The sequence below is a fragment of the Paraburkholderia sp. A1BS-2L genome (genome assembly GCF_051125205.1).
Classification (GTDB): Bacteria; Pseudomonadota; Gammaproteobacteria; order Burkholderiales; family Burkholderiaceae; genus Paraburkholderia.
In genome coordinates, this window is sequence record NZ_CP120430.1 from 634,357 (window position 1) to 649,008 (window position 14,652).

Below are 14,652 nucleotides of genomic sequence, written 5' to 3' on the forward strand. Positions count from 1 at the left end.
TGGCTGCCCCGCGGATGAGGCAACCTGAGCCGTCATCCACGCCTCGCGAACGCGTTGGACGACTGCCATGATCCGCCTGCGCGGCGACTGAATTCATGCCCCTCTCCGTTCAAAGCGCCAGCGAATTCTCCTTGCTGCGAAAGATGAGCGGCCGCTCGTCCGCCTGTCTGGGCTGCCGTGCAAATTGCACCGTCCGCACGACCTCTGCGTGATGCGGTGACTTTTCGCATACCGGATCGGCTGCTGCCGGGTCGCCAGTCAGCATCCAGGCCTGGCAGCGGCAACCGCCATGATCGGCGTGGCGCTCGTCGCAGTCGCGGCAGGGTTCGCGCATCCAGCCGTCGCCGCGAAAAGCATTGAATGCGTCGCTCTCGTACCAGATCTCACTGAGCGGCATGTCGCGCACAGTGGGCAGCACGAGTCCCGGCAGCGAGCGCGCCGCGTGGCACGGCAGTGCGGCGCCGTCGGGCGCCACGCCAAGAAATACCGAACCCCAGCCATTCATGCAGGCTTTCGGACGCCTCTCGAAGTAATCGGGCACCACGAACAGAATCTTGCAGCGCCCGCCAATAGTCTCGCGATAGCGATTGACCGTCTCTTCGGCCTGGAGCAGTTGTTCCGCCGTCGGCATCAACTGGTCGCGGTTCAACATGGCCCAGCCGTAGTACTGCGTGTTCGCGAGTTCCAGGTAGTCAGCGCCGAGCTCTAATGCCATTTCGATGATCTGCCCCACATGCGGCAGGTTGTAACGATGCAGCACGCAGTTGAGCACCATCGGATAGCCGTGCGCCTTGATGAGCCGGGCGACCTCCTGCTTGAGCGCGAATGTGCGCGTACTCGTCACGAAATCATTCAGTTCGCGCGTGGAGTCCTGTAAGGATAACTGAATATGATCGAGTCCAGCCAGTTTGAGCCGCTCGATGCGCGCCTCGTTCAAGCCGATGCCCGAGGTGATCAGGTTCGTGTAAAAGCCGATCGCGCGCGCATGCTCGACGAGCACCTCCAGATCGTCGCGCTGCAGCGGCTCGCCGCCGGAGAAGCCGATTTGCGCCGCGCCGAGCTTGCGCGCGGCGCTGATGACCTCGATCCATGTGTCGGTGTCGAGTTCCGCGCCGTGTCGTGCAAAGTCGAGCGGGTTGTAGCAGAAAGCACAGTGCAGCGGACACCGGTACGTCAACTCGGCGAGCAGCCACAGGGGCGCGGGAGGACGGGAATTGTCGTGTGCCATGTCAGTCCAGCCAGCCGCGCTGTCGCGCGTGATCGAGAAAACGGTAGACGTCGGGCGCAAGCTCCGCGGTGCCGAACAATCGCTCGAGCTCGCCAATGATTTCATCGAGCTCGTGCGCTCCGTCGCAGCGCGCCAGTATTTCGCCGGCGCTCGTATTGAGCTTCACCATCCCTTCCGGATACAGCAGCACGTAGGCGTCTTGCGCCACTTCCCACTGCAGCCGGAAGATGCCCCGCAGGCGGGGGCGCAGCGGCACGCCGCTGTCCGCGTCACTCGTGTTCATAGGGGCCAGGCCTTTTCGACCGCATCGAGGATCGACCAGAGGATATCGAGCTTGAACTGGAGAATATCGAGCGCTCGCTGCTGCGCCTCGGGCGTACGGAAGTGGTTCAGCGTCACTTCGAGACCGTGGTCGACATCGCGCTGGGCGAGCGGCACGCGGCTGCGGAAATAGTGCAGCCCGTCCGGCTCGATCCACGGATAATGCGACGGCCAGCCAGCGAGACGATCGAGATGGATCTGTGGCGCGAACATCTCCGTGAGCGACGAGCATACCGCCTCCTGCCATGGCGCACGGCGCGCGAAATTCACGTAGGCGTCCACTGCGAAGCGTACCGAGGGCAGCACGAGCGACTGCTCCCACATCGTGCCGGAATCAATCCCCACCGCTTCGCCAAGGCGCACCCACGCATCGATGCCGCCCTCGCCGTCTGCCTGGCCGTCGTGATCGACGAGCCGCTGAATCCAGCGCCGGCGTGTGGGCCGGTCCGGGCAGTTGGACAGAATCGCTGCATCCTTGAGCGGGATGTTGATCTGATAGTAAAACCGGTTCGCCACCCAGCCCCGGATCTGTTCGCGCGAACACTTGCCGCTATTGAGCCGCTGGTTGAATGGGTGATGGATGTGATAGTGCGACTCGAGCGCGCGCAGCCGTGCCTCGAATTGCGCTGGCGTCCACGGCGCGTCGTGCAACGCCTGACTGGAGAGCTGTGCGTTCATGTTCATACCTGGAGAACCATGCCGTCGTGCGCGACGTCGATGCCGCGTGCACGCAGTTGCGCGTGCTCGTCGGAATGCGGGTCGAGAATCGGATTGGTGTTGTTGATGTGCGTGAGAACCTTGCGCGTCCCGCGCGGCAACGCTTCGAGCCAGTCGATCATGCCGCGCCGTCCGCCTTCACCGCATTGCGCCAGATGCCCCATATCGTCCGCGTGCTTCGTCGAGATGCCCAGATCGATCATCTCCGTAGCAGTCCAGAACGTACCGTCCACGAGAACGAGATCGGCACCGCACATCGTGGCGTGAATTTCGTCGTGCATCTGCGCCAGGCCCGGCGCATAGAAGGCCCGAGTGCCCTTGATCCGATCTTCAATCAAAAGGGCGATATTCGTGCCGTCGATGCCGCTCTGGCGAAATGGCGAATAAGGCGGCGCCTTGCCCTCGACGGCGATCGGGGTAAAGCGCAAGCCTTCGCAGTCGGGAATCGTAAAGTGCTTGCCGGGCTGAATCGCATGCGTTCGCACTCCGCAGTAGTGGCCGAGCAGCGGCACGAGCGGCAGCCCCGTCGAGAGATCTTCCAGCACGGGGGCGCACGCATAGAGCGGTAGCGGCGTGGTGCGCTCGCGCAGCATCAGCAGCCCGGTCACGTGATCGATCTGCGCGTCGCTCAGCACGACCGCCGCGATTGCGCTATCGCGTAGCGCGCGCGCGGGCTGGAGGTCAGGATGCGCGCGCAACTGCGAGAGCAGGTCTGGCGATGCATTGACGAGAATCCAGTCGACGCCGTTGTCGCTGACCGCGATCGACGATTGCGTGCGTGGCAGCACGTCGCCGCAGCGGTGGCGCGCGCTACGGCAGTTCGCGCAGTTGCAGTTCCATTGCGGCAGGCCGCCGCCCGCGCCCGAACCCAGTATCTTGATCTTCATGGTCGTTGCTTCCGGGCGCCGCCCGCAACGCCGTTCGGGCGCTGCGGGCGGCGGTCCCCAGTCCGCTTAGCGATTGGCGATATACATCGTGATTTCAAAGCCGAAACGCAGGTCGGTGTACGACGGGGTGGTCCATTGCATGGCGTGTCTCCTTGTGTGCAATTGATTTGCGATTGGATGGAAGAACCGCACTTGATGCGCGGCCGCTTCCTTCAAAGCAAGGTGCATGCCGATGCCGATACGCAAAGCGCGCAAGCCGTGCGAATGGGGCTACGCGCGATCGCCGACGAGAATATTTTCGTATCGCAGATGCAAGCGGACCGAACGCGTCGCCACTCGACGCGTTCGGGACATGCGCAGTGTTGATTTTTGGAACACTGGTGCTGCAGGATGCAACACCGGTGTGACAGTTCGCTCGCGACAAAGCGCGGCGAGCGCGATGGAGGGTGCGGCAGCGCTAGAGCCGCGCAAACAAGGCTAGCCGGGTCAGAGGTCGTCCACGGCGCGGCCCGGCTCGATGGCGGGCATCTTGCGGTAAATCGTATTGCGCGACACGCCCAGCTCGCGCGCAGCCGCCGAAACGTTGCCGCCATGCCGCGCGAGCGCAGCGGCAATCACCGATACAGTCACGTCCTGCAGGCGCCCGCTCTCCGGCAGGAATGCGTCGGGCGCCGTTGGCGCATCCAGCGCGCCACCTTGCGAAGCGCCGCAGCGCAGGTCATCGAAGAAGTCGTCGGGCAAATGCTCGCGCCGAATCTCGCCGTCCGCGTCGACCATGGCCGCCGCCGTGCGCAGCAGGTTGCCGAGTTGCCGGAAATTGCCCGGCCAAGGACAGCGCTCGAACATCGCCATGACATCCGGCGCGACACCGAGCGCCTGCGGATTTCCGGCAGCGATCGATTCGCGCTGGAGCATCTTCTGGATCACCACCGCAAGGTCGGTACGGTCGCGCAGCCGTGGCAGCCGTACCACGAGGCCATTGAGCCGGTAATAAAGATCCTCGCGAAAGCGGCTTTGCGCGATCATCTCGCGCAAATCGCGGTGCGTCGCACAGATGATCGCGATGTCCACTGGAATGCTCTTGGTCGAACCCAGCGGGTTGACGACGCGCTCCTGCAGCACGCGCAGCAGTCGCACCTGCAGCGGATACGGCATGTCGCCGATCTCGTCCAGAAACAGCGTGCCGCCGTTTGCCTGCAACAGCTTGCCGATGGCCCCCCTGCGCCGCGCCCCGGTGAATGCGCCCTCCTCGTAGCCAAATAGCTCGGACTCGATCAGCGTTTCGGGAATCGAGGCGCAGTTCACCGCCACGAATGGCCCAGCATGCCGTGGCGAATCGTTGTGGATCGCCTGCGCGAGCAGTTCCTTGCCCGTGCCGGTCTCCCCGTTGATCAGGATGGGAATGTCCTTGCCGATCACCCGCCGGACCTTCGCGATGACTGCGGCAACCTGCGGGTCGCCCGTGTCAAGGTAGCTCAGGCGCGAAAGCCCGACAGCCGACGCGGGCGGCTCCGGGCGCGCCATGGAACGTGCGCCGTCGTGCACCGCCACCGGGCGGCTACCCTCTGCAAGCGACGCGCGCTTGAACTGCACGCGCGCGCACACGACCGCGCCGCTACTCAGATTGAGCATCAGATGCGGTTCGAGGCCCACGCGCATGCGGTCGATCAGTTGCGCGCTCGTGGTCTGGAATAGCGACGAGAGCGTATGCGCGCGCAGCGCCGCGAGCGACATGCCGAGCTGGAATTGGGCGCTGCGGTTGGCCGAAAGAAAGCGGCCATCGGACGTGAACGCCACGATGCCCTCCATCAGCGTGCCGAGAAACTCAGGACGACTATGGAACGATAGCTTCAACGTCTCCTGAAAGGTTGTCGTAAAGAGATGATTCTCGATCATCTGCACCGACATCTTCGCAAGAGCCATCGTGTGCTGGTGATAGCTGCGGTAGTCGCCGGTCACATCGAGCACGCCGATGACGTCGCCATACGGATCGAGAATCGGCACGCTCGAGCAGGTCAGGAAGCGGTTGGCCGCCAGATAGTGCTGGTCGCCGTGCACGACCATCGCGCAACGCTCGGCCAGCGCCGTGCCGATCGCGTTGGTCCCCTGGCGGTCTTCGGCCCAGTTTGCGCCGGGCCGCAGCGCCACCTTCTCCGCGCGCGCGAGGAAGTCGTCGTCGCCAATCGAATGCAGGATCAGGCCTTCGGCATTGGTCAGCACAATCATGCTTTGCGTGTTGACGATCTGCTCGTGCAGCGTTTCCATCACCGGCATCGCGTGCGCGTACAGCACGCGGTTCTGCTCGCGCTTGAGTTCGAGTCCCGCACTCGAAAGTATTTCGTAATCCGGCCGCGCCGACGCACAGAGACCAAACGTCTCGGAACGCTCGTGCGCTTTCTGGATTGCCGGAGCGGGCCAGCCATTGGACAGCACGGCCGTCCGAGCGGCGGCCGGATAATCGTCATCGCGCATTGTCTCCTCCACGACAGCCAGGTACCTCGCCAGGCTTTTCGTCATCCTATAAAGCAAGCTCCGGACCATCTTGTCACGGCACGGCTCAGGCGGTGCACCAAATTCGTGCGCGACGCGCAGCATTGCATATCAGCGTCATGCGGGTGGGCGTCACGCACTCGCAGGCCTGACGGTGTATTACCGCAAATGCGTCAGGATGCGATATGCGGACTCACCCCAATTTGTACCGGCTCGTACACAGCGCGCGATTCTTGCTTGGCTGAGCGCTCTTCTCCACCACGGGCTCGCGATGAGCAACACATTCATGAACAGACGCGTTTGCGCCTGGCCATCCTCGCATGCCCCGTTGCAGCACATGCGCCTGAACCGAAATGGGCATTCAATCGCGTTCACGGTTGCCGGCGCGCGCGCGGCGCAGGCAGTCGTGGTGTTGCACGGCGGGCCGGGCAGCGCCAGCCAACCCGGCATGCTGGCCTTGTTCGATCTGACGAAGACGCGCGTCGTGCTCGTCGATCAGCGCGGCGCGGGTGAATCGCTTCCACGCGGCGGATTGCGCGGCAACCGCACGGACTGCCTCGTCGAAGATCTCGAGGCGATCCGTCGTGCGCTCGGGATCGCACGGTGGGGTGTCGTCGGGGGCTCATGGGGCGCCGCGCTCGCGCTCGCGTATGCGGGACGCCATCCCGCGAGCGTGTTGGGTGTCGTGCTGCGCGGCCTCTTCCTGACCTCGCGACAAGAAGTACGGCGTCTGTTCGTGACGTCGCGGCGCAAAGCGCCGCGCGCCTGGCGGCGCCTGTGCGCTGCTGCCGGATGCACCCGCGCAAGCGCGTTGCTCGCTTGCTGTGCGAAGCAATTGCGCCCTGGCGCGGCACGCGCGCGCCAACGTGAGGTCGCGCTCGCATGGCACGCGTATGAAGAAGCGATACTCGCCTCGTCGCGGCCGGGCCGCGCCACGGTATCTCGGCCCCGCCGCGCAAACGCCCCGAAGGCCGTACGCACGCTCATCGCCAAGTACCGGATCCAGGCCCATTACCTGTTGCACGACTGCTGGCTCGGCGAGCGGCGCCTGCTCGCTTTCGCGCGCATGGCGGAACACGCAGGCGTGTCGATCCATGCCGTGCATGGGATGCGCGATCCCGTATGCCCGGTCCGCAACCTCGAGCGTCTTGCGCAAGCCGCACCCACCGCGCACATCGCTCGCGTGCGCGGCGGGCATCTCGCTAGCGATCCAGCATTGAAGCACGGTGTCGCGCAGGCGGTGCGGGCCATGCTCGGCCATGCGCCCGCTCAGAACAGCGTCACGCTCGGGCCCCACGCCTAGCGCAGACAGACGCCGCGCGGCGCGCCCCAGCCGACGAACTGCTCTTTAAGGGGCAGCACCATCGAACGAATGGCCGGGCCATGCCGCGATAGCGGCGCAGCGCCTCTGCCCGGCAACTGTCCTTTTTCTCAACACCGACTCACCCGCTTTGTACCTGGATGCAACACCTGGAGCACCGCGCGGTCGTCGTCATCCGTCACGCATTGCAGGCCCGCCGCACCCGGAGGCTCGCGCGCACAAATGGCATGCGATTTGCAGTAAGGACACCGCAACCGGACGGCCACCGAAACAAGGGCTGCACCTCTGCCGGCACTGCATCGACAAAGACTCAGGAGACGACTATGAAGAAACGTTCGGCTGCCGCAAGCCGGCTGGCTGTCTATGGGGCGAGCACCGCCATCGCGATGACGCTCAATGTGGCTCCGGTGGCCGCCGCCCCGGACTATCCCGCCGTGACCTACGAGCGCCTCTCCCACGCGCAGAGCGACCCGGGTTGGCTCACCTATTACCGGACCTATAGCGGCCAGTCGCATTCGCCACTCAAGCAGATCGACGCCTCGAACGTCGCCGGGCTCAAACAAGCCTGGAGCTATCAGTTCCCTGCGGATCTCAAGCAAGGCTTTGAAGCAACGCCCATCGTCAACGGCGACTATCTATTCGTTAGCACGCCGAAGGACAATGTCTACGCATTCGATGCAAAGACCGGCACGCAGCTCTGGAAGTACGAGCCGAAGCTCGGCCAGGAATCGTTCAAGACTGCCTGCTGTGACGTAGTGAATCGTGGCGTCGCACTGTACGGAAAGAACGTCTACGTGGCCATGCTAAGCGGTGAAGTGGCCGCGCTCGACGCGCAGACAGGCAATCTGGTCTGGAAGAAGCAGATGTTCGAACCGGGCCTCGGCTACGCGTTCTCGCTTGCGCCGCTCGCGCTCGACGGCTCTATCGTCGTGGGCACGTCTGGCGGCGAATATGGGATCCGAGGCTATATTGCCGCCCTCAATCCCGACGATGGCTCGATTCTGTGGAAGCGCTACACGATCCCGAATGCCGACGAAAAGGGCGGCGATACGTGGCCCGATGGGATGCAGGGCCACGGCGGCGGAGCAGCATGGCTGACCGGCACCTACGATGCCGCTACGCGCACGCTGTACTGGGGCGTGGGCAATCCGGGGCCGTGGCTGGCCGCGCTGCGTCCCGGAGACAATCTGTACTCCGATTCATTGCTCGCGCTCAATCCGAAGAACGGCGACCTGAAGTGGCACTACCAGTACACGCGCAACGACACGTGGGACTATGACGGCGTGAATACCCCGATCCTTGCCGACATTAGCTACAAGGGCAAGGAATACGACGCCATCATTCACGCCGACCGCAACGGCTTCTTTCACGCGATCGACCGCAAGACCGGCAAGCTGATCTATGCCGAGGCGTTCGTCAAGACTGAATCCGTTACGGGCTACACGAAGGATGGTCAGCCGATTGCCGATGCCAGCAAATACCCGAAGGCCGGCACGACGATCAACACGTGCCCGAGTTTCCTGGGAGGCAAGAACTGGTGGTCGGTGTCCTACGATCCTGACCGGCACATCGCGGTGGTTCCTTCTCTGCATGCGTGCATGAGCTTGTCCGGCAAATCGGTCAGCTATATGGAGGGCCTGCCCTACCTCGGCGAAGGCTTCGAGATCCAGCCTGAGCCGGGCAGCAAGGGTTATGGCGAGCTTCAGGCCATCGACGTGAATACCGGCAAGAAGCTCTGGGGCCACTGGAGCAAGATGCCCTGGAACGGCGGCGTTGCCACGACGGCCAGCGGCATTGCCTTCAGCGGCTCGCTCGACGGCCACCTGTACGCGTTCGACGTATCCACGGGCAAGGTGCTGTGGGAGAGCCCGCAACTCGCGAGCGGGATCATCGCGCAACCTTCCGTATTCGAAGTCGACGGCAAGGAATACGTGGCCGTGCTCGCGGGCTACGGCGGGGCGAACCCGATCTGGGGCGGCCCGATGGCCGACGTCGCCAAGGATGTTCCGCGCGGCGGCACGCTCTACGTGTTCGCGCTCGATCACAGCTGAGCCCCGCATTGCCTCTACATCGGTTATCTGCCGCTTTGCGCGCCCGCACGCAGCCAATGCGGGCGCGCGGTTTCCGCCATCACTGGAACGCAACACCATGAACATTCGACTCACTCACATTGCGCTCGCCGCCGCGCTCGCCGCCGGCGCTGCGCAGTCTCCCGCGCAGGCCGCATCCAGCGTGCGCGTGTGCACATTGCCCGGCAGTCCGTCGGCCGAACTGGACACGTCCGTTGCGCGCGCGGTGCTGGACGCCGCTGGCATTACCGCGACATTTAGCAAGCGCGGTATCGACGACGACGGTGGCGACGACGGCATCTCCGCTCATGAGCTCGCACAATCGCTGCAGCGCGATTGCGATGTGATTGCGGGCTTTCCGCGTTCCAGCGTCGCCGACGGCGACGGCTCGCGCCTGCTTTTCTCGCAGGGCTATTTACGGTCTGGCTACGTGAGCGTCACCCTGCACGGCGCACATGCCGCAAACACCAGCGTCGAACCAGGTGGCGGCAAGGTCACCATTGCCGCCACGTGGTCGAGTCCGTCGCAATTGATCGCGGTCCAGCAGAAGAACGCACGCTTCGATCTCGAGAACACCTCCGAGCTGACCGTCGATGCGCTCGCCAAGGGCCGTGCACAGCGCGCGATCGTCTGGTATCCGGCCGTGGTCGCGTACCGGCATGCGCACCCGCAGCAGCAGTTCGACGTTGCTGTCGCCGAGTCGCCCTATGCCGACTGGAATCTCGTGTTCGCATCGGGGCCCGGCACGCAGTCGCTGCAAAAGCGCATCGACAGCGCGCTCACGCGCATGCGCAACGACGGCCGGCTCGCCGCGCTGACGCGCAACTGGACGCTACCCGGCAACAAGGCGACTGGAGCCACCACCGCCGCCGGGTCCACCACGCAGGCGAGCGTCACGCGCATCTCAGCGCGCTATCTCATCGGCGCGACTCGCACGTTGCCCCGCGCAGATGTGTGGCAAGTGCGCGGCGTGCCGGCGGGCGGGGGCTTCATCAAGGTCGCTGCAACAACGGGCGGCGCGGCGCCATCGTTCGATCACGACCAGGTCACGCAGGGCGAACATCTCTATGCGGATTCCTGCGCGAAATGCCACGGCGCCAAGCTCGAAGGGATCACGGCGCCGGCGCTGAGCGGCCCTGCATTTGCGCCCGCAGCCAACTCGCATTTGACGATCGGCGGCATCTATCAGTACATGTCGACCAACATGCCCGCCGATCACCCCGGCAAGATGAGCGACGAGGATTACGCCGACTTGATGGCCTTCCTCCTCTACACGAACGGGTATGAGTCCGGTGGCACGAAGCTGACCGCACAGGCCGCGCAAACCTCGACAACGCCGCTCAATGCCGGGCCGCGCCACTAACACGGCGCTTCGCGACGAAGGGTGCCGGCTTCGCTGGAGCGCGGCATCCTCTCGAATTGGCATCGGAAGGCCAATTCTCGCTGCTTGCCATCGGCTCGCTCGACAACGGCGATCTCCCTGGAAGCGAAATTGCGGCGCGCCCGATCACCGGGCGACGCCGCAAGCAAGTCGATCAACGGAGAACACGTAGCCGCGTACTACGAGCCCACGCGGCAGCATGTTGGCAAGCGTTACGTCATCCTCATCATTCATGCGATTAGCGACGGCTGCCCGCTATCTGATTCAAAGCGCCTCGCCAAGCTGATCGAGAATCGCCGGGTTTTCCAGCGTGGAGACGTCCTGGGTGATCGCCTCGCCCTTCGCGAGCGAGCGCAAGAGGCGCCGCATGATCTTGCCCGAGCGCGTCTTCGGCAGGTTCTCGCCGAAGCGGATGTCCTTCGGTTTCGCGATCGGCCCGATCTCCTTGCCCACCCACGCGCGCAGTTCTGCGGCGAGCTTCACCGCATCGTCGCCGTGCGGGCGCGCGGCCTTGAGCACCACGAACGCCACCACGGCTTCGCCGGTCGTGTCGTCGGGGCGCCCCACCACGGCGGCTTCGGCCACCAGCGGGTTCGCCACCAGCGCCGACTCGATCTCCATCGTGCCCAGGCGGTGGCCCGAGACGTTCAGCACGTCGTCGATGCGGCCCATGATCGTGAAGTAGCCGGTTTCCTTGTCGCGCACGCTGCCGTCGCCCGCGAGGTACAGCTTGCCGCCGAGTTCCTCGGGGAAGTAGCCCGACCTGTAGCGCTCAGGCTGCCCCCACACGTTGCGGATCATCGCGGGCCACGGGCGCTTCACCACGAGAATGCCGCCCTGCCCGTTGGGCACGTCCTGGCCCGTTTCGTCGACGATCGCCGCCATGATGCCCGGCAGCGGCAGCGTGCACGAGCCCGGCACGAGCGGCGTCGCGCCCGGCAGCGGCGTGATCATGTGGCCGCCGGTTTCGGTCTGCCACCACGTGTCGACGATCGGGCAGCGCTTGCCGCCCACGTTCTCGTAGTACCACATCCATGCTTCGGGGTTGATCGGCTCGCCCACCGTGCCGAGGATGCGCAGCGATGTGAGGTCATAGCTCTTCGGGTGCACCTTCGCATCGGCTTCCGCGGACTTGATGAGCGAGCGGATGGCCGTGGGCGCGGTGTAGAACACGGTGACCTTGTGCTTCTGGATCATCTCCCAGAAGCGGCCCGCGTTCGGGTACGTGGGGATGCCCTCGAACATGACCTGCGTCGCGCCGATCGTGAGCGGCCCGTAGGCGATATAGCTGTGGCCCGTGACCCAGCCGATGTCGGCCGTGCACCAGAACACGTCCGCGGGCTTCCAGTCGAAGGTCCACTTCATGGTCTGCGCGGCCCACAGCAGATAGCCGCCCGTGCTGTGCTGCACGCCCTTGGGCTTGCCGGTCGAGCCCGAGGTGTAGAGGATGAAGAGCGGGTGCTCCGCGCTCACCGGCACCGGCGGGCAGGTGTCGCTCCCGGCAGCCGAAAGCTCGTGCATCCAGTGGTCGCGGCCTTCGGTCCAGCCGACCTTGCCGCCCGTGCGCTGGTAGACGATCACGCTCTGCACGGCTTCGCAGCCGCCCATGGCGATGGCTTCGTCGGCGATGTTCTTCAGCGGCAGCGCCTTGCCGCCGCGCATCTGCTCGTCGGCGGTGATGAGCGCGACCGCGCCCACGTCCACCATGCGTTCGTTGAGCGACTTCGACGAGAAGCCGCCGAACACCACCGAGTGCGTCGCGCCGATGCGTGCGCAGGCCTGCATCGCCACCACGCCTTCAACCGACATCGGCATGTAGATGACCACGCGGTCGCCCTGCTTCACGCCGCGTTTTTTCAAGGCGTTGGCGAAGCGCGAGACGCGCGAGAGCAGGTCCTGGTAGGTCACGTTGGTGACGGTGCCGTCGTCGGCTTCGAAGATGATCGCGACGCGCTCGCCGTTGCCCGCTTCCACGTGGCGGTCGAGGCTGTTGTACGAGGCGTTGAGCTCGCCGTCTTCGAACCAGGTGTAGAACGGCGCCTTCGACTCGTCGAGCACCTTCGTGAAGGGCTTTTGCCACGTCAGCGTTTCGCGCGCGAGACGCGCCCAGAAACCCTCGTAATCGCGTTCGGCTTCGGCGCACAAAGCCTTGTATGCGTCCATGCCGGACACCGTAGCGTCCGCCACCGTTTGCGCGGACGGCGCAAACACGCGATGTTCCTGAAGAACCGATTCAATTGCAGACATGTCCATTCCATATTGTGTATCCGGTCACATTGGGTGACGCCTGCTTCGGGCGAACGTACCTGAATTCGGCCGCTGAAAGCCGCCGGATTGCTACATCGCGGCGGTCATTCAGGGCAGGTGCTCATCCAGGCGCCACGCTATGCGCTCAGAAGAAGCCGAGCGCCTCGGGCTGGTAACTCACCAGTATGCACTTGGTCTGTTGATAATTCGACAACGCCATCTTGTGGGTTTCCCGGCCGATGCCCGACTGTTTGTAGCCACCGAACGCCGCGTGCGCGGGATACAGGTGGTAGCAATTGGTCCAAACACGTCCGGCCTCGATCTCGCGGCCCATTCTGTATGCGCGCGTGCCGTCGCGGGTCCATACTCCGGCGCCAAGGCCATAGTAGGTGTCGTTCGCGATCTCGATGGCTTCCTGTTCATCCTTGAAAGTCATGACCGAAGCTACCGGCCCGAAAATCTCTTCCTGAAACACGCGCATCTTGTTGTGGCCGAACAGCATGGTCGGTTTCACATAGAAGCCATTGCCAAGCTCGGCGCCAGGGGCCGCGCGTTCGCCGCCAGTCAGACATTGCGCGCCTTCGCCTCGCCCGATGTCGATATACGACATGATTTTGTCGAGTTGCTGTTGCGACGCCTGTGCGCCGATCATGGTGTCGAGGTCCAGCGGATGCCCGATCTTGATGCGTTCGACCCGGGCAATCGCCTTCTCGATGAAACGCTCGTAAATCGATTCCTGAATCAGCACGCGGGACGGGCACGTGCAAACTTCACCCTGATTCAGGGCAAACATGGCGAGCCCCTCGAGCGCCTTGTCGAGAAACACGTCGTCATGGTCAAGCACGTCGGCAAAGAAGATGTTCGGGCTCTTGCCGCCCAATTCGACCGTCGAAGGGATCAGATTGTCCGCTGCTGCATGAAGGATGCGCTTGCCGACGGGCGTCGAGCCCGTGAACGCGATCTTCGCGATGCGGTTGCTGGTTGCCAGCGCTTCACCCGCTTCCTTGCCAAAGCCGTTGACGATGTTGATCACCCCCGCAGGGAACAGATCGCCGATCAACTCGATCAGTACGAGCACGGAAGCCGGCGTCTGCTCGGCGGGCTTCATCACGACGCAGCAGCCCGCCGCGAGTGCAGGCGCGAGCTTCCATGCCGCCATCAGCAGCGGAAAATTCCAGGGAATGATCTGGCCGACAACACCCAGGGGCTCGTGAAAATGATAGGCGACCGTGTTGTCGTCGATCTCGGAGATGCCGCCCTCCTGCGCCCGGATGCAGCCCGCGAAATAGCGGAAATGATCGATGGCAAGCGGTAGATCCGCGAGCGTCGTTTCGCGCAGTGGCTTGCCGTTGTCGATGGTCTCGGCGACAGCGAGCAGCCTGAGATTCTTTTCCATCCGGTCCGCCGCCGCGAGTAGCAGATTCGCCCGCTCGGTCACGGACGTCTTGCCCCATTTGCGGCGCGCCGCATGTGCGGCGTCGATGGCGAGATCCACATCCGCACCGCGCGAGCGGGGCACGTTACAGAACGGCTGCCCATTGATCGGCGACACGTTCTCGAAATACTCGCCATCGAGCGGCGCCACCCACTTGCCGCCAATATAATTTTCGTACTGCTTGCGATATGGATACTCGATATCAACGCCCAGCTGTTTCAGATCAAACGGGTTCATCTTGCGTCTCCTGCTCAGTATGTGAGGTTCAAAGCGTGCTAATGGCACTCCGCCTTATCTGCAAAGTACGTGCCATGCGGACATGGAGCGCGCGGGCGCCGTCCTGCGGCATGAAATTCGCAGGCATGCGTGCACGCGTGTTGCTATTTGGATCATCGGGTGTCACAAACTGCGGTCCTGTTGCAGAACGGCACAACAGAATCAAGTGCGTTGTGAGTCTCCAGGTATCTGTGCCTGCGCGGGAAAAGCGCAGTGCGCCGGCCCGGCCCCGGAATGGGCAGCACTGGCGCCTGAACGCCGCACGCCAGTGCTGCTGTAT

11 protein-coding genes are annotated in these 14,652 nt (G+C 64.0%); 3 read left to right on the plus strand and 8 right to left on the minus strand.

Features of this window, described 5'->3' with window-relative positions; all coding sequences use genetic code 11:
- Positions 1–109: 109 nt before the first annotated feature.
- From pqqE to P5W98_RS27455, 6 genes are all read right to left on the minus strand, one after another.
- Entirely contained in the window at positions 110–1,228 is a 1,119-nt protein-coding gene (gene pqqE, locus P5W98_RS27430) for a pyrroloquinoline quinone biosynthesis protein PqqE (RefSeq protein WP_421027866.1), read from the minus strand.
- Position 1,229: 1 nt separating this feature from the next.
- A complete protein-coding gene (gene pqqD, locus P5W98_RS27435) occupies positions 1,230–1,511 on the minus strand; it encodes a pyrroloquinoline quinone biosynthesis peptide chaperone PqqD (RefSeq protein WP_421027867.1) in 282 nt (93 codons plus the stop codon).
- Positions 1,508–2,227: a pyrroloquinoline-quinone synthase PqqC gene (gene pqqC / locus P5W98_RS27440; RefSeq protein WP_421027868.1), complete on the minus strand. Its 720-nt coding sequence runs from the start codon at positions 2,225–2,227 to the stop codon at positions 1,508–1,510. The genes pqqD and pqqC overlap by 4 nt, the downstream gene beginning before the upstream one ends.
- Positions 2,228–2,229: 2 nt before the next feature.
- Positions 2,230–3,153 carry a pyrroloquinoline quinone biosynthesis protein PqqB gene (gene pqqB, locus P5W98_RS27445; RefSeq protein WP_421027869.1) on the minus strand — a complete coding sequence of 308 codons (924 nt, stop codon included), beginning with the start codon at positions 3,151–3,153 and terminating at the stop codon, positions 2,230–2,232.
- Positions 3,154–3,219: 66 nt separating this feature from the next.
- Positions 3,220–3,294, minus strand: a complete 75-nt coding sequence (gene pqqA, locus P5W98_RS27450) for a pyrroloquinoline quinone precursor peptide PqqA (protein ID WP_006485436.1) — start codon at positions 3,292–3,294, stop codon at positions 3,220–3,222.
- Positions 3,295–3,639: 345 nt separating this feature from the next.
- The gene (locus P5W98_RS27455) at positions 3,640–5,625 is read right to left on the minus strand and encodes a sigma-54-dependent Fis family transcriptional regulator (RefSeq protein ID WP_421027870.1); all 1,986 of its coding nucleotides are present in this window, start codon (positions 5,623–5,625) and stop codon (positions 3,640–3,642) included.
- Positions 5,626–5,929: 304 nt separating this feature from the next.
- On the opposite strand from P5W98_RS27455, the gene P5W98_RS27460 reads away from it, so the two are divergent.
- The 3 genes from P5W98_RS27460 (at position 5,930) to P5W98_RS27470 (ending at position 10,396) form a co-directional block, all read left to right on the plus strand.
- Positions 5,930–6,946: an alpha/beta fold hydrolase gene (locus P5W98_RS27460; RefSeq protein WP_421027871.1), complete on the plus strand. Its 1,017-nt coding sequence runs from the start codon at positions 5,930–5,932 to the stop codon at positions 6,944–6,946.
- 341 nt (positions 6,947–7,287) lie between these two features.
- Entirely contained in the window at positions 7,288–9,015 is a 1,728-nt protein-coding gene (locus P5W98_RS27465) for a methanol/ethanol family PQQ-dependent dehydrogenase (protein WP_421027872.1), read from the plus strand.
- 97 nt (positions 9,016–9,112) lie between these two features.
- Positions 9,113–10,396: a c-type cytochrome gene (locus tag P5W98_RS27470; RefSeq protein ID WP_421027873.1), complete on the plus strand. Its 1,284-nt coding sequence runs from the start codon at positions 9,113–9,115 to the stop codon at positions 10,394–10,396.
- A gap of 282 nt (positions 10,397–10,678) precedes the next feature.
- On the opposite strand, the gene acs is transcribed toward P5W98_RS27470, so the two are convergent.
- Both acs and P5W98_RS27480 read right to left on the minus strand, forming a co-directional pair.
- On the minus strand, positions 10,679–12,661 hold the full coding sequence (acs, locus tag P5W98_RS27475; RefSeq protein WP_421027874.1) for an acetate--CoA ligase: 1,983 nt from the start codon (positions 12,659–12,661) through the stop codon (positions 10,679–10,681).
- 145 nt (positions 12,662–12,806) lie between these two features.
- Positions 12,807–14,333 carry an aldehyde dehydrogenase family protein gene (locus tag P5W98_RS27480; protein WP_421027875.1) on the minus strand — a complete coding sequence of 509 codons (1,527 nt, stop codon included), beginning with the start codon at positions 14,331–14,333 and terminating at the stop codon, positions 12,807–12,809.
- Positions 14,334–14,652 lie beyond the last annotated feature (319 nt).